Origin of the sequence: Pseudoxanthomonas sp. CF125 (assembly GCF_900104085.1) — a bacterium.
In the GTDB taxonomy this organism is placed as follows: domain Bacteria; phylum Pseudomonadota; class Gammaproteobacteria; order Xanthomonadales; family Xanthomonadaceae; genus Pseudoxanthomonas_A.
Genome location: NZ_FNLD01000002.1, coordinates 425,206 through 448,431, shown reverse-complemented (window position 1 = coordinate 448,431; position 23,226 = coordinate 425,206). Strand labels below are relative to the sequence as shown.

15 protein-coding genes and 1 pseudogene are annotated in these 23,226 nt (G+C 65.7%); 6 read left to right on the top strand and 10 right to left on the bottom strand.

What is annotated here, in order from left to right:
• Positions 1–41 precede the first annotated feature (41 nt).
• Entirely contained in the window at positions 42–1,262 is a 1,221-nt protein-coding gene (locus tag BLR66_RS11455) for a helix-turn-helix domain-containing protein (RefSeq protein WP_093286203.1), read from the bottom strand.
• Positions 1,263–1,555: 293 nt separating this feature from the next.
• Positions 1,556–1,975: a CBS domain-containing protein gene (locus BLR66_RS11450; RefSeq protein ID WP_143014628.1), complete on the bottom strand. Its 420-nt coding sequence runs from the start codon at positions 1,973–1,975 to the stop codon at positions 1,556–1,558.
• Positions 1,976–2,185: 210 nt separating this feature from the next.
• Between BLR66_RS11450 and otsB the strand changes: the two genes are divergently transcribed.
• The 4 genes and pseudogenes from otsB to BLR66_RS11430 all read left to right on the top strand — a co-directional run bounded on the left by otsB (position 2,186) and on the right by BLR66_RS11430 (position 7,650).
• Complete coding sequence (gene otsB, locus BLR66_RS11445) at positions 2,186–2,974, top strand: trehalose-phosphatase (protein WP_176943852.1); 789 nt, start codon at positions 2,186–2,188, stop codon at positions 2,972–2,974.
• Positions 2,975–2,983: 9 nt separating this feature from the next.
• Positions 2,984–4,294: pseudogene (locus BLR66_RS11440) on the top strand (trehalose-6-phosphate synthase); the annotation flags it as partial.
• A gap of 187 nt (positions 4,295–4,481) precedes the next feature.
• A complete protein-coding gene (locus BLR66_RS11435) occupies positions 4,482–5,534 on the top strand; it encodes a glycosyltransferase family 4 protein (protein ID WP_093286191.1) in 1,053 nt (350 codons plus the stop codon).
• A gap of 4 nt (positions 5,535–5,538) precedes the next feature.
• Entirely contained in the window at positions 5,539–7,650 is a 2,112-nt protein-coding gene (locus tag BLR66_RS11430) for an amylo-alpha-1,6-glucosidase (RefSeq protein WP_093286188.1), read from the top strand.
• Between the two features lie 18 nt (positions 7,651–7,668).
• On the opposite strand, the gene BLR66_RS11425 is transcribed toward BLR66_RS11430, so the two are convergent.
• From BLR66_RS11425 to BLR66_RS11415, 3 genes are all read right to left on the bottom strand, one after another.
• The gene (locus tag BLR66_RS11425) at positions 7,669–8,283 is read right to left on the bottom strand and encodes a DUF2569 family protein (protein ID WP_176943851.1); all 615 of its coding nucleotides are present in this window, start codon (positions 8,281–8,283) and stop codon (positions 7,669–7,671) included.
• Positions 8,280–8,918 (bottom strand): glutathione S-transferase family protein, encoded by a 639-nt coding sequence (locus tag BLR66_RS11420; RefSeq protein ID WP_093286182.1) that lies wholly within the window; start codon positions 8,916–8,918, stop codon positions 8,280–8,282. Before BLR66_RS11420 ends, BLR66_RS11425 begins: the two co-directional genes overlap by 4 nt.
• Before the next feature lie 137 nt (positions 8,919–9,055).
• Positions 9,056–10,003: a lipase family protein gene (locus BLR66_RS11415; protein ID WP_093286179.1), complete on the bottom strand. Its 948-nt coding sequence runs from the start codon at positions 10,001–10,003 to the stop codon at positions 9,056–9,058.
• Between the two features lie 331 nt (positions 10,004–10,334).
• On the opposite strand from BLR66_RS11415, the gene BLR66_RS11410 reads away from it, so the two are divergent.
• Positions 10,335–10,628, top strand: a complete 294-nt coding sequence (locus BLR66_RS11410; RefSeq protein ID WP_093286176.1) for a DUF6916 family protein — start codon at positions 10,335–10,337, stop codon at positions 10,626–10,628.
• 34 nt (positions 10,629–10,662) lie between these two features.
• Here the strand turns inward: BLR66_RS11410 and BLR66_RS11405 are convergent, their stop codons facing one another.
• The 4 genes from BLR66_RS11405 to BLR66_RS11390 form a co-directional block, all read right to left on the bottom strand.
• Positions 10,663–11,226, bottom strand: a complete 564-nt coding sequence (locus BLR66_RS11405; RefSeq protein ID WP_093286173.1) for a GNAT family N-acetyltransferase — start codon at positions 11,224–11,226, stop codon at positions 10,663–10,665.
• Between the two features lie 8 nt (positions 11,227–11,234).
• On the bottom strand, positions 11,235–11,768 hold the full coding sequence (locus BLR66_RS11400) for a phage tail protein (RefSeq protein ID WP_093286171.1): 534 nt from the start codon (positions 11,766–11,768) through the stop codon (positions 11,235–11,237).
• Positions 11,769–11,831: 63 nt separating this feature from the next.
• Complete coding sequence (locus BLR66_RS11395) at positions 11,832–12,362, bottom strand: phage tail protein (protein WP_093286169.1); 531 nt, start codon at positions 12,360–12,362, stop codon at positions 11,832–11,834.
• A 34-nt stretch (positions 12,363–12,396) separates the two neighbouring features.
• Positions 12,397–12,927, bottom strand: a complete 531-nt coding sequence (locus BLR66_RS11390) for a phage tail protein (RefSeq protein ID WP_093286167.1) — start codon at positions 12,925–12,927, stop codon at positions 12,397–12,399.
• Positions 12,928–13,262: 335 nt separating this feature from the next.
• Between BLR66_RS11390 and BLR66_RS11385 the strand changes: the two genes are divergently transcribed.
• On the top strand, positions 13,263–18,527 hold the full coding sequence (locus BLR66_RS11385) for a putative Ig domain-containing protein (RefSeq protein ID WP_093286165.1): 5,265 nt from the start codon (positions 13,263–13,265) through the stop codon (positions 18,525–18,527).
• Positions 18,528–18,752: 225 nt separating this feature from the next.
• On the opposite strand, the gene BLR66_RS11380 is transcribed toward BLR66_RS11385, so the two are convergent.
• Complete coding sequence (locus tag BLR66_RS11380) at positions 18,753–23,099, bottom strand: DEAD/DEAH box helicase (RefSeq protein WP_093286163.1); 4,347 nt, start codon at positions 23,097–23,099, stop codon at positions 18,753–18,755.
• Between the last annotated feature and the right edge of the window lie 127 nt (positions 23,100–23,226).

The window sequence follows — 23,226 nt, the reverse complement described above, 5'->3', positions numbered from 1 at the left end:
CGTCTCCTGTGCTCGCCTTGGATCGGCGGCGTGGGACAACTCTATTCAATCGGCAGCGCAGCAGGGAGTAACAAGATCGTCGTGAATCCCGCCAGCGGCGGCGCCAGCCAGCGGCGCGCCCGCGCGCGCCCGATCGAGCGCACCCGTTCGGCGGCCTCCAGTTCGGCCAGCGCGCGCTGGACTGTGCGCTGGCTGTCGCCCAGGGCCAGCGCCAAGGCGGAGGTGGACCACGCGGCGCCGTCGGAGAGCAATGCCAGCAGCGAGGCCTGGTCGCCATCGATGGGCGGCGCCAGTACGACGACGTCTTGCGCGCCGCACGGCATGAAGATGAAACCCCGGGGCGTGGCTTCGATATGCGCCATGCCCCGCACCAGCGTGCGCAGGCGGCCGATCTCCACGCGCAGGCGCGCACGATGCGTGTCGTCGGGGCGGCTCATGCGGAATGCGTCTGCGATCAGGTCTTCCCGATCGGCATCGTTCGGCCATGCTTGAGCGAGCGCGTGCGCCAATGCGAACAACACGGGCCGGCGCGCCAGCGACCGCCATTGGCCGCCAACGCGCAGCCCGCGACGGCAACCGTCTATCACCAGCGCGCCGGAGGCCAGCAGAGCCGCGACTTCGTCGAGACGCAAGGTCTGCTCGCCGTCGGCGGACAAGCGCCGTGCAGCGGGACTATCGAGCGTAGTGCGCGCCTCGGCCACTTCGGACATCAGCGCGGGTACGCGCGCGCGCTCGGCCGCTTCGTGCGCCCTGGCCAGCGCCACCCGCGCCGGGCCGATGCGCAGCGAACGCAATGCGAGTTCCACCCGGGTCAGCTCGGCCACCGCCGCCAGCGCCGGCGGCAAGCCGTGCGCATCGATCCGTTCCATGACCACTTCGGCTTCGTGCAGGCGACCCAACAGCAGCAGCCGGCGTGCTGCAATCACGCGCGCCTGCATCGCGTTGGCGCGATCGGCGCGCGCCTCGAGCGTGGCCGACGCCGCCGTCAGCGTGCGCGGCGACCACCCCAGATCGCGCATGGCCAGCGCCACCTCGGCTTCGGCAACGACGCAACGCGCACGCGCCAACGCCTCATGAGCGCCGAAGCCGCGGGCAGCGCGGCGCAGCAACTCGCGCGCACGCGGGTGTTCGCCCAGCTGGGCCATGGCGATGCCTCGCAGCGCCAGTGCCGGCGGGTCCTCGCGCAGAGCGACCCGCTTGAGCGCGCCGAGGGCGTCGCCGGCGGCCAGGGCGCGTGCGGCCGCAGCGATCAGGGAATCCATGGCCACAGGCTAACCCGCGGCGGCTTCGAACGGGGCCATTTCTGAAGCCGGGAGAATCTTGGTGGGAACGCAGACTCTTTACGCAATCGCGCATGGTGCGTGACACGCTGGACGCCTACGCAGCCCTCTAAGCTTTACGCGCCGGAGATCCATACCGATGCAGTCCAAAGCGTGAATCAGGTGTAGAAGGTCCAGTCGCCGGAGCGCCCCATTCCTGGCACTGGGCCATCCCAATTTACGTTATCCGCCGCACGCTGCTCAGCGCGCAGCCGGACTTTCAGCGCGGCAACCGGCTAGTGCGGCTGCGAAACATGCCGGGAAACCTCCGCCTTCATCGATCGCGTATCGGCTCTGCGTTCCAGATCGGCCAAAGCGACGATGCCGCACAGGCTTCCGCCTGCATCGACGACCGGGACGCGGCGGATCCTCTCCCGAGCCATCAGTTCGGCGCATTCCTTCAAGTCGGCGTTCTGTTCGAAAGTCAGCGCCGGGCTCGTCATGCAGTCTTCTGCCCGTACCTGTTTCGGATCCTGTCCGTGCGCCACCAGGCGGACCACGATGTCGCGATCGGTGACGACGCCGATCGGTTTTCCCTCGTGCACGATCGGGATTTCCCCGATATCGTTGTCCAGCATCTTGCGGGCCACTTCGCTTAGATAGGTGGACGCGGCGGCGACAACGGGATTCTGCGTCATTACGGTTCTGACTTTCACGGATCTTTCCTAGGCCGGGGCGCTCGATCCTCTCTCGTTTGCGATCAAAAGCCCGTCAACCTGCCGTTAAACCTCGGTAATTCCACGCGTCGCATCCTCCACACATTCATAAACACTTTCCAGAATAATTAACAGAACGCAGCGTACCGCTAACCTTCCATACATCGCAGTGCACAAATCGATTACATGCGTTTGCGTAGCATGGCTGCCATGGATAACGATGATGGCTCTCGAGCTCCCCCCTCGATAAGCCGCAATCTGGCGTTGTTCCTGGATGTAGATGGAACGCTAGTGCCGCATATCGAGCGACCCGATGGTGTGACGTTCGACGATACGTTGCGTGGTCTGCTGACTACCCTTTCCGACCGTCTTGGCGGCGCATTGGCCTTGGTGAGTGGCCGCAGCATCGCTTCGCTCGACGCTTTGCTGCATCCGCTCGAACTCGTTTGGCTGTCGGGCCTGCATGGCGTGCAGCGCCGGACGGCGCAGGGGAGCCAGCAACACGCCGGCGAATGGGACGATGACGCGCTTGCGGTCTACGCGGAACACGCCAGCGCTTTGGTCGCCCGTTTCCCGGGAGCCAGCATCGAACACAACGGTCCCTGTCTCTACCTGCACTGGCGTGCAGCGCCCGACGCCGCTCCGGCGCTGATCTGCCTTGCCGAAGAAGTAGAAAGCGCCCTGCCCTCGCATCGCCTGCACCGCGGACAGCACGGGATCGAGATCCGGCCGGCTGGCATCGACAAAGGCCAGGCTATCCGCCACTTCATGGCCAGCCCGCCGTTCGCAGGAAGACGCCCTGTATATGCGGGCGACGATCCCGCCGATGAGCCCGGCTTCGCCGCGGTCAACGAAATGGGAGGGATCAGCGTATTGGTCGGCAGCCCAAGAGAGACGGCGGCCCGTTTCGGGTTGCCCGATGTCGATGCCGTTCTGGCATGGCTGGCTAAGCATGAGCCGTCGGAGCATGAAGTCCGCTTCGCGGAAGAGTTCACGTAGGAGAACACAGTGGGAAGATTATTCGTGGTATCCAACCGGGTAGCCCAACCGGGCGACGTCCAGACCGGCGGCCTGGCGACGGCGTTGCAGACCGTTCTGCGCGAGCACCGCGGAGTATGGATGGGATGGAGCGGAAAGCACGGCGAAGGACCTGCGCACGTCCACATAGGCGACGGCATCCGCTATTGCACGCTGGACATTCCCAAGCCCGAGTTCAATGCGTACTACCACCACTTCGCCAACCGCACCTTGTGGCCGCTATTCCACTATCGCGTCGACTTGGTGGATTACCGGCGCGAGGCCTACGAAGGCTACCGGGACGTCAACAAACGCTTCGCCCGCGCGCTCGCCCAAGAGCTTGGACCGGACGACGTGGTCTGGATACACGACTACCATCTGATTCCGCTGGCGCACGAAATGCGCAAGCTGGGCCTCGGCCAGCGCATCGGTTTTTTTCTGCATATCCCGATGCCGTCCTGGGACGTGCTGTCCATGCTGCCGGGCCATGAAGAGCTGTTGGGCTTCCTCACCGAATACGATCTGGTTGGCCTGCAGACCGCGGGCGACACGGAAAACCTCCGCCACTCCCTGGAAGCGATCGGCAAGAAGCAGGTCCGTTGCGAGTTGGCGACATTCCCTATCGGCATCGACGCCCGGGCGGTCGCGCAGGTCGCCGCTGCACCGGCGGCGATATCGGCAGCCAGCGGATTGAGAGCCAGCCTGTCCGGCAAGCGCCTTGCCATAGGGGTGGACCGCCTCGACTACTCCAAGGGCTTGCCGGAACGTTTCCGCGCTTTCGCACGCCATCTCGAGCGCAAGAAGGTACGCCATGAGCCGCTGACCTATCTGCAGATCGCTCCGCCGACGCGCGCAGCGGTTCCCGAGTATCAAACCTTGCGCAAGGAACTGGAAGGTCTGGCAGGCCACATCAACGGCCTGCATTCGCGCCCGGATTGGACGCCGATCCGCTACGTCAACCGCAGCTATTCGCACCGCATCCTCACCGGCTTCTACCGCGCGGCCGACATGGCGCTGGTAACGCCGCTGCGCGATGGCATGAACCTGGTGGCCAAAGAGTACGTCGCATCCCAGGATCCCTCCTCGCCCGGCGTCCTGGTGCTCTCCCGGCTGACGGGCGCTGCCGAAGGGTTGCCCGAGGCATTGCTGGTCAATCCGCACGATGTGGACGATGTGGCCAACGCCATCGACACCGCCTTGGCGATGCCTGTTTCCGAACGTCGCCAGCGCTGGGAGTCGATGATGACCAACTTGAAACTGCACGACATCAATCGCTGGGCATCGGAGTTCCTCGAACGCCTTCACGGGCCCATCCCTGGCGGTGAGCCCGCCAGCCGCTCCTCGCCCACCAACGCGATACTGATGCCGGCACGGGAAGGCGCGGCATCGCGCAAACCGGCCCTGGTGCTGGCGACGCGCACCTGATGACAGCCAGGAACGCCGCAAGCGCCTTAAGATCAGCCGCCTTAAGAGCATCAAAGGAGAACCCATGAGAATCGCGCAGATCGCGCCTTTGCTTGAATCGGTACCGCCGCGCCTGTATGGAGGAACCGAACGCATCGTGTCGTACCTGACCGAGGCGCTGGTGGAGCGCGGACACAAGGTGACGCTGTTCGCCTCGGGGGATTCGACTACCTCAGGCGATCTGACCAGTTTCAGGGAACAGGCCCTGCGCCTGGACCCGGCACCGCACAAATCGATCCTTGCCGCGCATTTGTCGATGCTGCACAGCATCCGCCAGCGCGTCGACGATTTCGATGTGCTGCACTTCCATATCGACCTGCTTCCCTTCCCTATATTCGAAACGGTAGCGCACAAGACCGTCACCACCCTGCATGGCCGCCAGGACAAGCAGGACCTGGCGCAGGTTTACCGCCGCTGGCCCGGCTTCCCGCTGGTTTCCATTTCCGACAACCAGCGCAAGCCCATGCCATGGGCCAACTGGCTCGATACGATCCACCACGGACTGCCGCCCGCCTTGTGCGTTCCTCCGTCCCGGCCGACATGCGACTACCTCGCCTTCCTGGGGCGTCTTTCACGCGAAAAACGCCCGGACCGCGCCATAGAGATCGCGCGGAGAATCGGCATGCCGCTGAAGATCGCCGCCAAAGTGGGCGCGGGAGACCGGCGCTATTTCCACGAGACTATCGAGCCCATGCTGGAAGGCGCGGATGTGGAATTCATCGGCGAGATAGACGATTCGCAGAAGAGCGAATTCCTCGGCAACGCCGCAGCCCTGCTGTTCCCTATCGATTGGCCCGAACCGTTCGGTCTGGTCATGATCGAAGCGATGGCCTGCGGCACCCCGGTGGTGGCCTGGCGCGAAGGGTCGGTACCGGAAGTCATCGACGACGGCATCAGCGGCCGTGTCGTAGGCGGCATGGACGAAGCGGTGGCCGCGGTGGCCGAGGTGCGCGGATACGACCGTGGCCGCATCCGCGCCTGCTTCGAACGGCGCTTCGACGCCTCCCGCATGGCGGCCCGTTACGAGGCGCTGTACCTGCGCCTGACCGAAGAGCAGCCGATCCTGAGGAAGGCCTGACCCGATGGAATCGGCCGGCGCCGCGCTGCAGACGCGCTACGTACTCAAGGATGGCGACAGCTTCATGGTCGCCAACAGCCTGGGCGATGTCGTCTCCCCCAGCGAGGGCTTCTTCATCCAGGACACGCGCATCGTATCGGCCTACCAATTGCTGCTCGGCGATGAGGAGCCGGCCCTGCTCAGCGCAGCGGTCACCCAGGACAATGTGCTGTTCGTCGCTCACATGACCAACCGCGCGCTGTCGGCGATCGACGAGATGGGCGCGCCCGAGGGCCTTATTCACCTGACCCGCAGCAGATTCCTGTGCAAGGAACGCATGTTCGAACGGATCTCTTGCGTCAATTACGGAGACCGGCCCACGCGCTTGCCGTTGCGGTTCCGTCTGGCCGCCGACTTCGTGGACATGTTCGAAGTGCGCGGCAGCAAGCGTTCCGCGCGTGGACGCCTGTTCGAATCGGAGACCGGCGACTGGGGCTATGGCTTCCGCTACGAAGGCCTGGATAGCGTGGTGCGCACGTCATCGGTGCAATTTTCCCGTCCGCCGCGGTTTTTGGAACCCGGCCTGCTGGAACTGATTGTGTCGCTTGGGCCGGGGGCGAGCGACGAGCTGTATATCGAGATCGGCGCGGTGCCGGAAGGCCAGCCGACGCGCGAACGCTACCGCAATGAAGCTTCCACCGCCCGCCGGCGGATGCGGCGGCGCCAGCGCCGCGGCGCGCGCGTGGCCAGCGGCGGTCCGCTGTTCGACCAGTGGATGCGGCGGTCCCGATCCGACCTGGCCCTGCTCACCAGCGAACTGGAGACCGGCCCTTATCCGTACGCCGGAATTCCCTGGTTCTCCACACCGTTCGGACGCGATGCGGTGATCACGGCGCTGCAGACCCTGTGGCTGGACCCCGCGCTGGCCAAAGGAGTGCTCAGTTTCCTGGCCAAGCATCAGGCGCAGGAGGAGTCGCCATTTCTCGACGCGGCACCCGGCAAGATCCTGCACGAAACACGCAAGGGCGAAATGTCCGCGCTGAAGGAGCTTCCCTACGGTCTCTACTACGGCGGCGTCGACACCACGCCACTGTTCATCGCACTGGCCGGCGCCTACCTGCGGCGTACCGGAGACGTGGCGACCGTCCAATCGTTGTGGCCCGCGTTGTCGGCAGCCGTGCAATGGATAGAGCGCGTTTGCGATTCGGACCCGAATGGCTTTCTTGTCTATGCACGCGCCAGCGACCGGGGCCTGGCCAACCAGGGCTGGAAAGACAGCGGCGACTCCGTCTTCCACGCCGATGGCCGCCTTGCGCAAGGCCCGATCGCGTTGGTGGAAGTGCAAGGCTACGTATACGCCGCCCTGCGCACCATGGCCGAGCTGGGCGAACGCTGGGATCCGAGCGCGGCGGCGCGATGGAGCAGCCGCGCAGACAAGCTGCGCACCGCCGTGGAAAGCCAGTTCTGGATGGAGGGCTCCGGTTACTACGGCATGGCCATAGACGGCGCAGGCGAACTCTGCGCCGTACGCACGAGCAATGCGGGCCACCTGCTCTTCGTCGACCTGCCGTCTCCGGAGCGCGCCGCAAGCGTCGCGCAACAGCTGATGTCGCCGGCGTTCTATACGGGCTGGGGAATACGCACGGTGGCGCGCGGCGAATCGCGCTTCAACCCCATCTCCTACCACAATGGCTCGGTGTGGCCGCACGATTCGGCCTTGTGCGCCTTCGGCATGGCGCGCCAAGGCGTACGCGGAGCCGCCACGCGGCTGCTGCGCGGCGCGTTCGAGGCCGCCGTCCATTTCGACATGCGCGTGCCGGAACTGTTCTGCGGCTTCGCGCGGACGCAGGGTGCGCCGCCGGTCGCCTATCCGGTGGCCTGCCTGCCCCAGGCTTGGGCAGCGGGATCCGGACTGATGCTGCTGCAGGCGTGCCTGGGCGTGGAAATCGATGGCGGTACGCAGACCATCCATGTGCATCGCCCCGAACTTCCGCCGGGTATACAGGATGCCGTCATCACCGGTCTCATGGTGGGGGAACACCGCGTGGATCTGGTATTCCGTGCCATAGGAGACCGGGTGGCCGTCTTCATCGACTCGGACGACAACGGCCAGGTGTCGCTGCAGGTCCGCAATTGAAGCAGCCGCAATCCAGGGTTACGGCGACGGTTCGTCGAGCAGACGTGGACTGTAGAACGTCGCCCTGACGCGCCTGGACACCAGAAAGTACGGCACCCAGATCAGCATCGCTATGGTTGCGCGAACCAGTACGGCGAGGTTTTCGTAACCGGTCCCCTGGTCGGGAATCGAGGGAATTTGCGCCGCGATGAAGTAATTGGCGGCGGCCACCGCAAAACTTGCCGTCACCAGGCCGATGGAGAACTTCGGGGCGTACGAGGAACGCACGACCAGCAATGCAAGGGCGACCATGGCCATGGCCCCGATGACAATATGGCCGGCCAGCTCGAAGATAAGGACGCGTTCCCACAGCGGATGGTAGGCAGGCGAACCCGGACTGGTAAGCGCTTGCCAGGTGCCGTCGCGAAACAAGGGCAGGAAGGTGGCAAGGATCAGGAAGCCGATCCTGACCATCTTCAGAATCACAAATCCGGTGAACAGCAGCAGCCAACCCCACAGGCCGTCCAATTCATTTACTTCGACTTCTTCGTGCACTTCAGCCCCCCGGCCTTTCCCCACCCGCTTAGTGTGCCCGATGAGGCGGCAGACCGGGTTAAACCAAGGGGAAAACTCGTCCCGCGGGAGAAAAATCAACCCGGTATCCGCGGCAGCGCGGGCGCTTCGAGCCCCTTGAAGGGATCGCGCCAGGCGTCGAGTTCTTCCAGCTGGCCATACCACCGCTCGAGGAACGGGTAGTTGCTCAGCGGTAGCCTCGCGACATCGTTGAAAGGCAGGAACGCCGCCATCCGGAAGTCGGCATAGGACACCGAGTCCCCGACCAGCCATGTCTTCCTGGAAAGCTCGGCATCGAGGAGCGCAGCGGAGGTGCCGAAACGCCTGAACCCTTCCTCCACCCGCTGCCGGTCCACCGCGCCAAGCCCGTACCGCTGTTTCGTACCGCGCTCGAAATGCACCATGTCGCAGGCTCTTGCGAAGTTCTCCTTGCCCCAGCTGAGCCATTGCACCATCTCGGGCTCGTCGTCGCCGGTGCGCCAGAAATCCGAACCCGCCTCGCGCGACAGCCGGCAGGCGATGGCGTCGGCTTCCCAGAGGCTTTTCCCCGGGCCTTGCAATATGGGCAGCAGCAGGTTCGGATTCAGCGCGCGGTACCGCTCGCTCTGGCCCGGTGCCATTGGCGCGGCGAACTCGAAATCGACCTTCGCGTTCAAGTGGCGCGCCACCGCTACTGCGAGGCGCGGGTTGGGATTGCGGCTGAAGAGCAGTTTCATTGCGTGCCGATCCTTCGAAGCAAGGGCAAGGGCGAAGCGAAACGTACTCTATGCCATTTCCCCGGCAGGTCGGGATCGATACCAAGCGGGCGGCGGAAGCCGTCGTGCGGATTCCACCCTGCGCACGCGCGCTGCGATCACGCCGCGGCGGCGCGCAGCGAATGCTCGAACGCCATGTGCTGGCCGATCTTTTCGACCCAGCGCACTGGCGCCGTCGCCGGAGGCAGAGTGCTTTTCATCGTCCGCTTGGGGTCGACATAGTCGGGAAATCCCCCTACCCATTGCTGCGGATTCAGCGGCAGCGCATTGCTCAGCACGGTCGTCAGATTGACGATGGAATGCCGCGACAGTTCGTGCGGGAACCATTCGCCCTTTACGTAGAACGAGGTGACGAAACCCTCGCCGACCGTACCGTATCCGAACGCATCCGGCGGCAGCGTGGGCACGTAGTCCCAATAGTTGTAGATGCGGATGCTGTTGCCGGTCGCGATCGTCGCGCCGTAGGCTGTCTGCCAACTGTCGGTGCCCACCATGGGGCTGGCGAAATTGATGTTGGTCGAGGCGGCCGGCTGGCTGATCGCCAGATCCAGCGAAAACAATTGACTCAGTGCCGCGCCCAGGCTGTGTCCGGTGACGTAGAGCTGTTGCGGCTTGTACTTTCCGAGCAGCGAGAACAGTTGCTGCCGCATCGACTGGGCCATGCCGCCGCCCATGCTGTCGTAGATTCCGTAAAAGCCCGAGGCTACGCGCGGGATCGGGCTGATGCTGCCCCGGCTCGGCTCGAAGTCGGTGGTGAAGAAGTGCGCGTCCTCCCAACCATCCAGATCCGAGTCGGTGCCGCGGAACGCGAAGATGAAGGTGCCCGGATCGGTCTGCGACTGGAATACCAGTCCGTATTTCTCTTCGGAGCCGGTGTCCAGGAACGCGTCCCAGCCCGTCCATCCGTCCGCCTGGGTGTAGCCGTCCGGAGGCGTGATGGGATCGCCACTGTAGTAGTTGTAGGCGGCCTTGGAGGCGATTGCCAGAGCCAGGGTGAGCGCAGTGTCGAGGGTCGGCTGGGTGGGGCTGGCGATGTTCGCGGCCATGAGGATCTTTCCTTGATCGTGGGATGCGCGCGAAGCCTACTTATCCACCGGCGTCAAAGTGCGGACGTCGCGCACGGTTTCAGTTTTTCCCGAATCGCCTAGGTCACGCCAAGAACTACGGGAACTTGCACGCGCTCCAAGACGTGGTGCGCTTTTGGTATCCCACATGCAACACCGAATCCGTTGATGCCGCTTTCGGATTCCGGGCATTCCCAATCGAGACATCTGCCCAACGGATACACCGTCAGGCGGGGCGAGACCCGCCATACAACGTCGCGCTTGCATCGTACCTACGGGCCGGCCACCATTCCTGCTGGCCGGGGGAGACCACATGGAATTGTTGACGCTGCAGCATTTCGCTCCATACGTAAACGAAACGTTCGCCGCCACCATGAGCGATGGCGAGGTGCCGTTCGTGCTGGTCGAGGCGCGTGCGCTGCAGGACAGCCCGGCGCCAGGGACGATGCGTTCGCCGTTCTCGCTGCTGTTCCGCAACGCCTCGTCTTTCCTGTTTCCGCAACAGCTGTATCGCATGCGCCACGACGGGATCGGCGAAGTCGGAATTTTCCTGGTACCGATCGCCCGCGAACGCGAGGGCTTCCTCTACCAGGCCATTTTCAATTGAACCGGTTTCAATCGAACCGTTCGGCTGGATTCCTTCAGCCCTCCCGGCCGGCCGCCCAGCGCATGCGCCGGTGGCTGCCCGACTCCTCGGCTGCGGCGAATCCCAGGCGCTCGTAGAGGCGCTGCGCGCGCGGATTATCGACCTGGACGTGCAACTGCACGCCACGCCCAAGCCCGGCGGCCTCGCGCTGCGTCTGCGCGATCAGCGCGCCGGCGATGCCCTGTCTGCGGGCGGCCGGATCGATGCTGATGTCGATGATCAGGTAGTCCGGTTCGCCGCGATGCAGGTAATAGCGTCCCAGCGGTATGCCGTCGCTTTCGATGACCAGGAAATCCGCCGCATCGTAATGGCTCAGATAGTGCAGGTGCTGCAGCGCGAACTGACTATCCAGGAAATCGCGTTTGGCCGCATCCGGCCAAGGCACCCGCGCGAGTTCCTCGGTGCGCGTACTCGCATAGAGCGTGCGCAACCAGGGCAGATCGTCGTCGCGCGCGGGCCGCAGCGTAATGCCGCGCGCGCGCAGGAAGCCGGGCGTCGCCAGTCGGACGTCGCGCCCGGCCGGAAACGGCGGACGCGACGGCGCAAGAACGGCGGACATGCGGACTCTCAGTTGAAGCTGGGATACAGGCCGCTGAGCGCGATGCAGAAGTTCACCGCCAGATAGGGCTGCCGGTTTTCGTGCGGCTGACCGCCGCCGCTGACGCCGCACATGCCCGGAGCGAACTGCGCGTTCGCCTGTCCGCCGGTGACGAACGGCGCGCTGAGACTGGGAACGGCCAACGAATTGCCGGGACTGGGCGAACTCGCGCGCTTGCTCGTGTCGTTCTGGTTATAGACGGTGAACGGATGCGAATGCATCGGCATTTCGCCCTGGGTCAACGTCACGCTGTTCTCGCCGAAGGTCTCACCGATGACGCGTTGGCTCAGGCCCGGCCCCGCGCCCTGGTTGCAGCCTGCACGACCGGTGAAATTGGGCAGCTGGAAACTGGTCGTTCCATTGCCGCCGTACTGGGTGCCCAGCAACGAGAACAGCGCGGTGTTCTGCTGGATCGACAAGGTCGCGCCATTGCAGAAAGCCCACTGGCGGGGCGGGAAGTTGAAACCGAAAAGCTGGATTTCGCCTATAAAGGGTTCGGTCACGGAGAGGTCCTCGGAACTGGTGGACGTGCGGGCTCGCGCGCAACGGACGGCGCGAATCGGAAGTCAGTTCTGTTGCGGGAAAATACCGGCCCAGGCGATGCAGTACTGCACCGTCAGCGTCGGCATGAGGTTGTCGTGCGGCTGGTTGCTGCCGGACATGGTGGTCGATGCCGCGGAGGTGGCGTAGCCGTTGGCGCCGGTGACGTCGGTGGCGTACATGGTGTCGCCGGACAACGCGCCCAGTTCGACCGTGTTGCCGATCGCCGTGGCGTTGGCCACCGCCGTGGTCGCGCTCATCGTATGGCTGTGCGCGGGCATCTGGTTGGCGGTCAGGACGACCGTCTCGCTGCCGCCGAGCTCGCCGATGACGCGCTGGCTCAGGCCGGGGCCGTTGCCCCAGTGCATCGGCACGCGCCCGCTAAGATTGGGCACGGCGAACGTGGTCTGGCCGTCGCCGCCGTAAGTGGTGCCGATCAGAGTGAACAGCACCTCGTATTCCGAGATCGACTGCAGCGAGCCGTCGCAAGGAAACCAGCCATTGGGGACGCGGGGGAAACCGAACAGACGGATCTCTCCGACATACGGGGTGCTCATAGGGAACTCCGTGCAGTGAGTGGGTGGCCGCGCGTCAGTTGCGCGAAGGGAAGATGCCGGCCAACGCGATGCAGTAATTGATCACGTCGAAGGGCTGCATGTTGGGATGCGGCTGGGTGCCGCCCGCCGGCGCGATGCTCTGCGGCGACAACGGCACTTGGGCGCCGTTGGCGGGTGCGTAGAGCGCGGCGGTGTTGGTTCCATAAAGCGCGTTGGTCGGGTTGCGCTGGCTGCCGGTGGCGGTGGTCCCGCTGCACTGATGGTTGTGCAGGGGCAACTGCGTGGTCAGCACAGTCACATTCTCGGCCCCGCCCGTTTCGCCCAGTTGATAAGCCGTGGGTTGCCACCCGGGATCGGCGGACGTGCCGAAAGCGACCGGCGTGCGGCCCTGCATGTTGGGCAGCGCGAATGTGGTTTGGCCATTGCCGCCGTAGGTCGTTCCCAACAACGAAAACAGCGCCTGGTTCTGACTGATCGACAGCAGCTGTCCGTTGCAGAGGGCGAACCCCTTCGGCGCAAAGGCGAAGCCCGTGAGCATGATCTGCCCCAAGAATACTTCGGTCATTTTTGTTCCCCCCAAGGATGGTGGCACCGCACGTTAATGTGAGATGCGAAGGCTACTCTCTCTTACCGCATGCGTGCGGCACAAGTGAATTATTTACATCTATGCAGTGTGAAATATTTACACCTGTGCAGAAATTTTCCCCACGTAGCTGCAGCATGAATAAGTGTGAGATGCAGCACTTTTCTTGACTCTGGTTCCTGCTCGAATGCGCAAGAGTTCGCAAGGAGCGTGGCCGGGCATCGCCTGCTGACAGCGGATACGGGGATTGGATCTACGCTGTCGCGAAGACAAAGGGCATCCGCCCAAGCGCGCGCGGCGTCTACTTGGGGCAGGACATGCATCAGCAGAATGCGCATAGCGCGAGGCCATCGCGTGCCGCGCGCGTCGGTTTCATTTCCTGGTTCGGACTGCTGGCATTGACGTGCGCGGCTTGGTTCTGGCCCGGCGCCGCGATGGCCGCGCCTTCACCGAATTGCGGACCTTTCAACATCACGGTCGCGCACGGCGGTTCGCAAGTCATCGACGCCAGCGCCTGCGACGGGCCGGACGACTTCGGCATCGGTCTGCTGGAAGTTCCGCCGGCGCACGGTACCGTCACCATCAACACGCTGGCCCAGACGGTCACTTACGCGCATGCCGGCGGCGGCGATACCGCGACCAGCGACAGCTTCGTCTTCGACGATGGACTCAACAACGAAGTCACGGTCAACGTCACCATCGGAGCGGCGTCGCCGATCACGATCTCGCCCGGCACGCTGAGCATGACCGCCGGCACGCCCTTCAGTCAGCAGCTGACCGCCGCCGGCGGTACCGCGCCCTACGCCTGGACGCTCGCCAGCGGCGCGTTGCCTGCAGGGCTCACGTTCAACGCCAGCGGTCTGCTCGCTGGCACGCCGACCGCACGTGGCAACCATACCTTCACCGTCCAGGCCACCGACAATACGTCGCTGACCGCGACCAAGTCCTACACCCTCACCGTCGCCAATCCGACCTTGAGCCTGTCGCCCCCCAACCCGACCGCCGCGGTGAACGGCGTGGCTTACAGCTTCACCTTCACAGCGGTCGGCGGCGTGGCGCCCTATACGCTGGCGCACGAAGTCGTGAGCGGTTCGCTGCCGCCGGGCCTGAGCCTGAGCGGGGCGACCCTCAGCGGCACGCCAAGCGCAGTGGGCAGCTATACGTTCGGCATCCGGGTCACCGACAGCAGCACGGGGCCGGGCAGCTACTTCGAAGTCGAAAGCGTCACCCTGGTGGTCAATCCGCCGCCGACCATCACGGTCAACCCGACCACGGTTCCTGCCGCGACCGTCGGCGCCGCGTACAGCCAGACCATCACCGGCGGCGGCGGCACCGCGCCGTACACCTTAGCGATCACCGCTGGCGCGTTGCCCGCGGGACTCAGCCTCAGCGGCACCGGCGCGTTGAGCGGCACGCCGACGGCGGGCGGCATTTTCAACTTCACCGTCACCGCCACCGACGCCAACAGTTTCTCCGGCAGCCGCGCCTACTCGCTGACAGTGAGCGCGCCGACCATCGCGGTGGCGCCGACGACGCTGCCGGCCGGCGCCGTTGCGACGGCTTACAACCAGACGATCAGCGCCAGCGGCGGCACCGCACCGTACACGCGTGCGATCACCGCCGGTGCGCTGCCGGCAGGCATGAGCCTTAGCGGCGCCGGCATCCTGAGCGGTACGCCGACAGCGGGCGGTACCTTCAACTTCACCGTCACCGCCACCGACAGCAGCACCGGTACCGGCCCTTACACGGGCTCGCGCGCGTACTCGTTGACGATCAATGCGGCTACCGTCGTGCTGCCTGCAACCACGCTGGCCAACGGCACTCTGGCGACGGCTTACAGCGCCACGCTGAACCCGGCCAGCGGCGGCACCGCGCCCTACGCCTATGCGCTCACCGCCGGCGCGCTGCCGCCAGGACTCAGCCTTAGCAGCGCCGGCGCGCTGAGCGGTACGCCGACTGCCAACGGCACCTTCAACTTCAGCGTCACCGCCACCGACAGCAGCACCGGCACCGGGCCATACACCGCCACCCAGGCCTATGCGCTGACCATCGTGGAAATCGCGCCGCTCGCCAATGCGGTTTCCGCCACCGTCGGCTACGGCAGCGCCGCCAATGCGATCACGCTGAACATCACCGGCGGAACGCCGACCTCGGTCGCCGTCGGTACCGCACCCACTCATGGCACGGCCATCGCCAGCGGTCTCTCGATCACTTACCAACCCAACGCAGGCTACGCCGGACCGGACAGCTTCACCTATACCGCGACCAATGCCGCAGGCACTTCGGCGCCCGCGACGGCGACGATCACGGTAAGCAACCCGACCATCACCGTGACCGCATCCGGTCCGCTCTCTGCGCAGACCGGCGCGCCTTATACGCAAACCTTCACCTGGAACGGCGGCGCCTCGCCGTACAGCGGCTACTCGGTCAGCGGACTGCCGGCGGGTCTCTCGATCACCGGCACTACCGCCGACAGCGTGACGGTATCGGGTACGCCGACCGCTGGCGGTTCGTTCCTGCTCAACGCTTCGGCCGTCGACAACAGCACCGGCAACGGTCCGTTCACGCAGGCGCAGGCATTCATGCTCAACGTCGGCGCACCGACCCTTTCGCTGACGCCGGCCGCAGGCACGCTGACGGTGGCCTATGGTTCCCCCTATTCGCAGACGATCGTCGCCAGCGGCGGCACTGCGCCCTACAGCTATGCGCTGACCGCCGGTGCGCTGCCCCCGGGCATATCCCTCTCCAGCGCGGGATTGCTCAGCGGCACGCCTACGGTGCCGGGCAGCTATTCGATCGCCCTGCGCGCCACCGACAGCAGCACCGGTACGGGCGCGCCGTACGCGGTAGTGGGCAATTACGTGTTGCAAGTTGGCGTGCCAACCATTGCGATCGCTCCGGCCACGCTCCCCAATCCGGTTCCTGGCGTCGCCTACTCGCAGACGCTCACCGCCAGCGGCGGCGTCGCGCCCTATGCCTTCTCGCTGACCACCGGCTCGCTGCCGGTGGGCATGTCGTTCTCTTCGGCCGGAGTGCTGTCGGGAACTCCGGCGATGACGGGTACGTTCAATTTCACGGTCACCGTGCAGGACGCGAACGGCCAATCCGGCGCTCGCGCCTACAGCGTCACCATCGCCACACCGACCCTGACCCTGACGCCGACTACACTGCCGGCGGGCAGTCCGGGCGTCGCCTACAGTCAGAGCTTCAGCACCAGCGGCGGCGTTGCGCCCTACAGTTACTCGCTGGACAGCGGCTCGCTGCCGATAGGCATTTCGTTCTCCTCGGCCGGAGTGCTCAGCGGTACGCCGATCGTGGCGGGCACGTTCAATTTCGTGGTCCGCAGCACCGACAGTACCGGCGGCACTGCGGCCACCATCGCGGCGAGCTATTCGCTGACGATCGCAGCGCCGACGATCGCCATCGCACCGGCCAGCCTGCCCGCAGGCGGTGTGGGAACGCCCTACGCGGCCAGCCTCAGCGCCAGCGGCGGCACGGCGCCTTATTCCTACTCCCTGAGCAGCGGCGGTCTGCCGCCAGGCGTGAGCTTCAGCTCGGCGGGAGCGTTCAGCGGCACGCCGGCCATTGCGGGCAACTACAATCTCACTGTCCAGGCGACGGACAGCCTGGGCTTCAGCGCCAGCCGGTCGTACACGATCGCCATCGCCGATACCGCACCGGTCGCGGTGGCCGACAACGCGACCACGCCGGCGCAGCAACCGATCACCATCGCGGTGACCAGCAACGACAGCGGAGTGATCAGCGCGGTGGCCATCGCCAGCGCGCCTGCGCACGGCACGGCGGCAGTCAGCGGCACCAGCATCGTGTACACGCCGGCGACCGGCTACCACGGTGCCGATTCGCTGAGCTACACCGCCATCGGTCCCGGCGGCAGCTCCGCCCCGGCCACGGTGTCGATCACGGTAACCCCGCTGGCGGTACCGCAAGGCCAGCCGCAGACGGTGACCACGCTGGCGGGTCAGGCCGTCACCATCGATGCGGCCCTCAACGCCAGCGGCGGTCCGTTCACCGGCGTCGCCATCGTCACTGCACCCAGCACAGGCACCGCCACCGTCAGCGGCACCAATATCGTCTACACGCCGCCGACCGACGCTTCGGGCTCGATCACCATCGGCTATACCCTGAGCAATGCGTTCGGCGCATCGGCGCCGATCATCGCCACGGTCACGGTCAATCCGCTGCCGGTGGCCGTCTCGCGACAGGTCAGCGCGATCGCCGGCACTCCGGTCGTGGTCGACCTCACCGCAGGCGCCAGCGGCGGGCCATTCACAGCGGCGACACTGGTCTCCGTTCTGCCGGCGTCCTCCGGTACCGCGACGATCGCCGGCAGCGGCGGGACATACGAGCTTACCTTCACCCCGGCGGCTTCCTTCTCCGGCCTGGCCACTGTCACCTTCACGCTGGCCAACGCGTTCGCCACTTCGGCGCCGGCGACGGTCGATATCGAGGTGGCCCAGCGCCCTGACCCGACCCTCGATGCCGAGGTCATGGGCGTGCTCGGTGCGCAGGCTTCGGCGACGCGCCGCTTCGCCAACGCGCAGATCGGCAACTTCCAGCAGCGCATGGAAGGTCTGCACGGCGGCAACGAAGGCGCGCGTTTCCAGAACCGGTTGAGCTTCGCCACCGACCCCGCCTGCAACGACGATACGCGGCGCGCGCTCGACAGCCATTGCCCCGTCCGCGACGAGGCCGCGCCGGTCGCAGCGCCGGCACCGGCCGCCACCGGCGGTTCGTACGCGTTCTGGGCCGGCGGTTCGATCAACAGCGGCGACCGCGACGGCAGCGCGGACAGCAGCGGTTTCGACTTCGAGACCACCGGCGTCAGCCTGGGCGCCGATTACCGCATCAATCGCGCCTTCGTGCTGGGCGGCGGCATCGGTTACGGCCGCGACGACAGCGACATCGGCGAGAACGGCAGCCGCAGCGACTCGGACAGCCTGACCTTGGCGGTGTACGGCAGCTATCACCCCGGCGAAACTTTCTTCATCGACGGTCTGCTCGGTTATCAACGCCTGTCCTTCGACAGCCGCCGCTACGTCGCCGCCAACGGCGGTCAAGTGAGCGGCGAACGCGACGGCAAGCAATGGCTGATCTCGCTGTCCGCCGGCGGCGACTACCGGCGCGATCGGCTGCACGTATCGCCCTACGCCCGTTTCGACCTGGCTCGCGCCAGCCTGGACGGCTACACCGAGCAAGGCGATGCGATCTACGCGCTGCGATACGAAGACCAGGATGTGGATACTTCCACCGCAAGCCTGGGTCTGCGGCTGGATTACCGCTATCCGGTCAGCCTGGGCACCTTCTCGCCCCAATTGCGTTTGGAATATCAGCACGACTTCCAGGACGACAGTTCGGCCACGATCAGTTACGCCGACCTGCCCGGCGGTCCGTTCTACCGCACCGATGTGCAGGGGCTGGAGCGCAACCGCTTCGTGTTGGGCCTGGGCGCCATCCTGCATACCGAACGCGACCTGACCCTGCGCTTCGAATACCGCGGCCTGTTCGGCAGCAGCGACGATACCGATCACGGCGTGCTGCTGAATCTGGAGAAGAGTTACTGATGCGGACGGAGTTGCTGATGGAATGGGCGCGGCGCGACCGCGCCCGCTCTTGGCGCACTCTGTGGTCCGCTTCTCCGGCATGAGCATTCCCTTCCATTGAGAGGACCCAGCGCCGAGGAAGACTCCTCGACGGCCGGATCCTCTACCGGAGTCCAACTGCTGCCTTGAGCCGAAACTCCCGGATCTTCCGAAGAACGTGTATCGGAATTCGCACGCGCAGGACTTTCAGACCACGATTTCTACCGAAGAAGGTGGCTTCCAGACGCTGCGTTGCACCAACGCATCGGTCGCCTTTCGCTGGTCCTGCGCATCCAGCTCGACCAGCCACTGCGTCTGTCCGCCGGCACTGGCCGCAATCGCAATCCCGTCCCGATAGACCACGCTGGATCCGGGTACCCGTGGGATTTTCGCTCCGGTCAGTACGGTGCCGAGCAGGTTGGCCGGGTCGGCGGCGGAAACGCGCACCAGTTGTCCGTCGGCCGGACGGCGCCTCACTTGCCGCAGCAGACCCAGCGCTTCGGGCAGTGCGAACTGCTCCCCGGACAACCCCACGATGAAGCGGCCGCCGCGGATCTCGCCGCGCGCTTCCAGGCGATGGTAGACGCGGACCAGTTCGCGCCAGGGAGGAAGCCAGACCGCTTCGCGCTCGAGCATCCGCCAGCACACCACGCCGTACCGGCGCAGCAGCGTGCGTGCCACGTGTTCGATCGCTTCCGGCGATTTCTTCGCGCCCGGATCGGCGTTCGGCTGGCGTACCAGCGCCCACCGCCCGGCGTCCTGGATACCGAACAACGAATGGCGCCGACGCCTGGATGAAATGGAAGCGCGTTTCGAAGCGGGCACCAGCAACGCGCGCAAGCCGGCATAGCTGTCGCAGTGAACGCGGCCGCGCGCGACCAGTTCGGCCAGCGCGTCTTCCAGTTCCGTCTTCAACAGGCGCGTCCCTTCCGCAAGCTCGTCGAAGAAAGAGGCCCCGCTGGCGGTCAGCCATTCAACGACCTTGCTGGCGCGCGAGCTCATGCCCGCGTCGTCGCCAGGGGCGGGCGCCAGCTGACGCCAGAACGATGCGGTGCGGCGCGGCAGCAGGAGCAGCGGCGTTGAGCGCAACGACGTGCCTGTGGCGATACCACCTTCGGAAGCGTTGGGCCGCAGCCGCGTCCATAGCGTGCGTCCGGAGGTGCAGAGATCGTCGAGCCAGGCGATGGAATAGTCCTGGACCCGGGCCGACAACAGCTCCGCTTCCCAACTGGCCGCCGGCGCCTCGTAGCCTTCCAACTGGCCGAGCACGACCGACAGCGCTTCGGGGCCGCTGACGCGGGTGGCGGGGCTGAGGTGCTGCCAGTCGAACAGGAATCGCACGAAATCGCGCGGCTCCACCGGTTCTATTTCCTGGCGCAGGCGTTTGAGCGTGTAGCGGTGGATGCGGGCGAGCAGATGCCGTTCGCACCACTCCGTTTCTCCGCAACCGGGGGTGAAGTTCCCCTGCAACACATAACCTTCGTTCTGAAGTCCGAGCAATGCGACTTCCATTTCCGCAACCGACACCTGCAACTGCGCGGCAAGCTCGTCCGCACGCATCGGACCCAGGCCGGAGAGGCGCGAGCGCAGCAGTTCGCGCATCGCCTGTTCGTTGCTCCAAGGCGTTTCGGCGTATTCGCGCGGCACTTCCACCGGCGGATGCGCGACTGCCCCGGGATAGACCGCCGCCGCTTGCGGAAGCCGCTCCGTCGCCGCCCAAAGACCGGCGCCATGCAGCTCGAGCCGGGTAGCGCGGCCGTCCGCAGCCAGCGCCTGCAGCCACTGCTGCCAGTCGGGCGCAGCGTGGACTTCCGTTTCCGTTATCAGTCCCAGGCCGCTCAGGGCTTCGTGCATTTCGTCCGGATTCCGTGCCTCGGGCCAGGCCTCGCGCCTGACCGCTTCTATGGCGTCGGCATCGAGCCGACCCATATCCGCGGCGCTTTCCGGATCGGCGTAGCGGCGGCTCTGCACCGCCTGCGTTCTGCGCTCTTCCAATGGCGCATCGTCCAGGTAAGCGTAAGGACGCGCACTCAGTGCCTCGGCCGCGAGGGGCGAAGGCGCCGGCAGATCCCTGGCCAGCACTTCGACTTCTCCGGATTCGATGCGGCGCAGCAGGTTCAACCAGCCGTCCGCATCCATCGCGTCATACAGGCAATCCCACAGGGTTTGCGCCACCAGCGGGTGCTCCGGAATTTCCCGCTCGCCGGCCAGGTTCTCCGCGCACGCCACCTGGTCGGGAAAAACCGTCGCCAGCAGGTCCTCCGATTTCATGCGCTGCAGTTGCGGCGGCACTTTCTTGCCGCCCTGGAAACGCGGCAGCGCCAAGGCCGTGGTCGCATTCCAGCGCCAGCGCACCGCGAACAGCGGCGCATCCAGCAGCGCCTGCACCAGGACCTCGAGCGCCGAGGCCGACTTCAGGTAGTGCTCCACATCCTGCAGCGGAAAGCTATGGCTGGTGGAAAGCGACAGCACGATCGCGTCTTCGGTCGCCGCAGCCTGCAGTTCGAAATTGAACTTGCGGCAGAAGCGCTTGCGCAGCGCCAGTCCCCAGGCACGGTTCAGGCGACTGCCATAGGGCGAGTGGATCACCAGCTGGGTGCCACCGGATTCGTCGAAGAACCGCTCCATCACGATGCGCGTCTGCGTAGGCAAGGCGCCGAGCGCGGTCTGCGCGCGCGCCAGATGATCCACGATCTGCTGCGCTGCCTCCCTTTGCATCCCCGTCTGCCGCACCAGCCCGTCGCAGGCAGCGTCCTGACCGGATGCTTCGATCGCGTCTCCGACCGCTGCGCGCAACCGCGAAACGCCGAACGACAATTCGTCGGTACGCCCGGGCGCCTCGCCCAGCCAGAATGGGATGTTGGGCGGCGCGCCCTGCGCATCCTCCACGCGCACCCGGCCGGGCTCGATCCGCAGGATCCGGTAGCTGGCGTTGCCGAGCTGGAAAATATCGCCGGCCAGGCTCTCCACCGCGAAGTCCTCATTCACGGTGCCGATGTTGTGCGCCTGCGGTTCCAGCAGTACCGCGTAATCGCCGGTCTCGGGGATGGTGCCGCCCGACATCAGGGCCGTCATCCGCGCGCCCTTGCGCTCGCGCAGGCGGCGGTTGACCGCATCGCGATGCACATAGCCCGCGCGCGGACCGCGCCGGGTAGTGAAGCCTTCGGACAACATCCGCACCACTGCGTCGTAGTCTTCGCGCTTCAAATTCGCGTACGGCCATGCGCGGCGCAGCAGGGCGAAGAGTTCGTCCTCGCCCCATTCCGCGCATGCGACTTCGGCGACGATCTGCTGCGCCAGCACGTCCAACGGCGCCGGCTGCACGCGCAGCGCGTCGAGTTCTCCCCTGGCCACGCAATCGAGCAACGCCGCGCATTCGAGCAGTTCGTCGCGCGACTGGGGAAACAACCGCGCCTTGGGAATCCCTCCCACCGCATGCCCCGAGCGTCCGGCACGCTGCAGGAAAGTGGCGATGGAACGCGGCGAGCCCAGCTGGCAGACCAGATCGACGTCGCCGATATCCAGGCCCAGTTCCAGCGACGCAGTGGCCACCAGTACTTTCAGGTCTCCGCGCTTGAGCCGTTGTTCGGCATCCAGTCGCGCTTCCTTGGCCAGGCTTCCATGATGGGCGGCGACGGCCTGTTTGCCCAGCAATTCGCCCAGGTGGCGGGCCGCGCGTTCGGCCATGCGTCGGGTGTTGACGAAAACCAGCGTGGTGCGGTGCGCGCGCACCAGTTCGGCAACGCGCACGTACACCTGTTCCCACTGGTCGTTGGACATGACCGCTGCCAGCGGCGTAGGCGGAATTTCCAGCGCCAGATCGCGCTGCTTGGCATAGCCGATATCGACGATCGCGCAATCGACGACGCCAGCGGCGTGCGCGGAACCGCCTCCCACCAGGAAGCGGGCCACTTCATCGATCGGCTTCTGCGTGGCCGAGAGTCCGATGCGCACCAGCGGCGCGGCGCACAGCGCCTGCAGGCGTTCCAGCGACAGCGAAAGATGGCTGCCCCGCTTGCTTGCGGCCACGGCATGGATTTCGTCCACGATCACCGTGCGCGTGGTGGACAGCATGGCCCGTCCCGAGACCGACCCCAACAATACGTACAGCGATTCCGGCGTGGTGACCAGGATATGCGGCGGCTTGCGCAGGCTCTGCTGGCGTTCCTTCTGCGGCGTATCGCCGGTGCGCACCGCCGTGCGGATCTCCACGTCAGGCAAACCCAGGGCTGCGAGTTCCTGGCGGATTCCCGCCAGCGGCGCGTCCAGGTTCAGCTTGATATCGTTCGAAAGCGCTTTGAGGGGCGAGATGTAGAGGACCGTCGTTTCGTCGGGCAGTCCCTCCGGCTGCCGCTGCTGCAACCCTGTGCGCACCAGTTCGTCCAGCGCCGCCAGGAAAGCCGTGAGCGTCTTGCCCGAGCCGGTAGGCGCAGCCACCAAGGTGTTCCGGCCCGCTCTGATCTGCGGCCACGCTTCGGCCTGCGCCTGCGTGGGCGCACCGAAAGTCCGACTGAACCAGTTGGCGACGGCAGGATGGAAAGTGTCGAGAGGCATTGGGGAAAGTCGGCGAAAGCCTTCTTGGGGTCTCGCGGACCCGTTCACTGGGAATCTACATGGGGCCGGATGCCGGGCATCCAACTATACGACCCGTGAACAAGGGCCGCTCTAGAATAGGAAACCT

Coding starts and splice junctions, on each gene's coding strand:
- BLR66_RS11435 (WP_093286191.1), top strand. CDS start 4,482: ATGAGAATCGCGCAGATCGCGCCTTTGCTTGAATCGGTACCGCCGCGC.
- BLR66_RS11390 (WP_093286167.1), bottom strand. CDS start 12,927: ATGACCGAAGTATTCTTGGGGCAGATCATGCTCACGGGCTTCGCCTTT.
- BLR66_RS11430 (WP_093286188.1), top strand. CDS start 5,539: ATGGAATCGGCCGGCGCCGCGCTGCAGACGCGCTACGTACTCAAGGAT.
- BLR66_RS11385 (WP_093286165.1), top strand. CDS start 13,263: ATGCATCAGCAGAATGCGCATAGCGCGAGGCCATCGCGTGCCGCGCGC.
- BLR66_RS11455 (WP_093286203.1), bottom strand. CDS start 1,262: ATGGATTCCCTGATCGCTGCGGCCGCACGCGCCCTGGCCGCCGGCGAC.
- BLR66_RS11410 (WP_093286176.1), top strand. CDS start 10,335: ATGGAATTGTTGACGCTGCAGCATTTCGCTCCATACGTAAACGAAACG.
- BLR66_RS11395 (WP_093286169.1), bottom strand. CDS start 12,362: ATGAGCACCCCGTATGTCGGAGAGATCCGTCTGTTCGGTTTCCCCCGC.
- BLR66_RS11420 (WP_093286182.1), bottom strand. CDS start 8,918: ATGAAACTGCTCTTCAGCCGCAATCCCAACCCGCGCCTCGCAGTAGCG.
- BLR66_RS11380 (WP_093286163.1), bottom strand. CDS start 23,099: ATGCCTCTCGACACTTTCCATCCTGCCGTCGCCAACTGGTTCAGTCGG.
- BLR66_RS11415 (WP_093286179.1), bottom strand. CDS start 10,003: ATGGCCGCGAACATCGCCAGCCCCACCCAGCCGACCCTCGACACTGCG.
- BLR66_RS11405 (WP_093286173.1), bottom strand. CDS start 11,226: ATGTCCGCCGTTCTTGCGCCGTCGCGTCCGCCGTTTCCGGCCGGGCGC.
- otsB (WP_176943852.1), top strand. CDS start 2,186: ATGGATAACGATGATGGCTCTCGAGCTCCCCCCTCGATAAGCCGCAAT.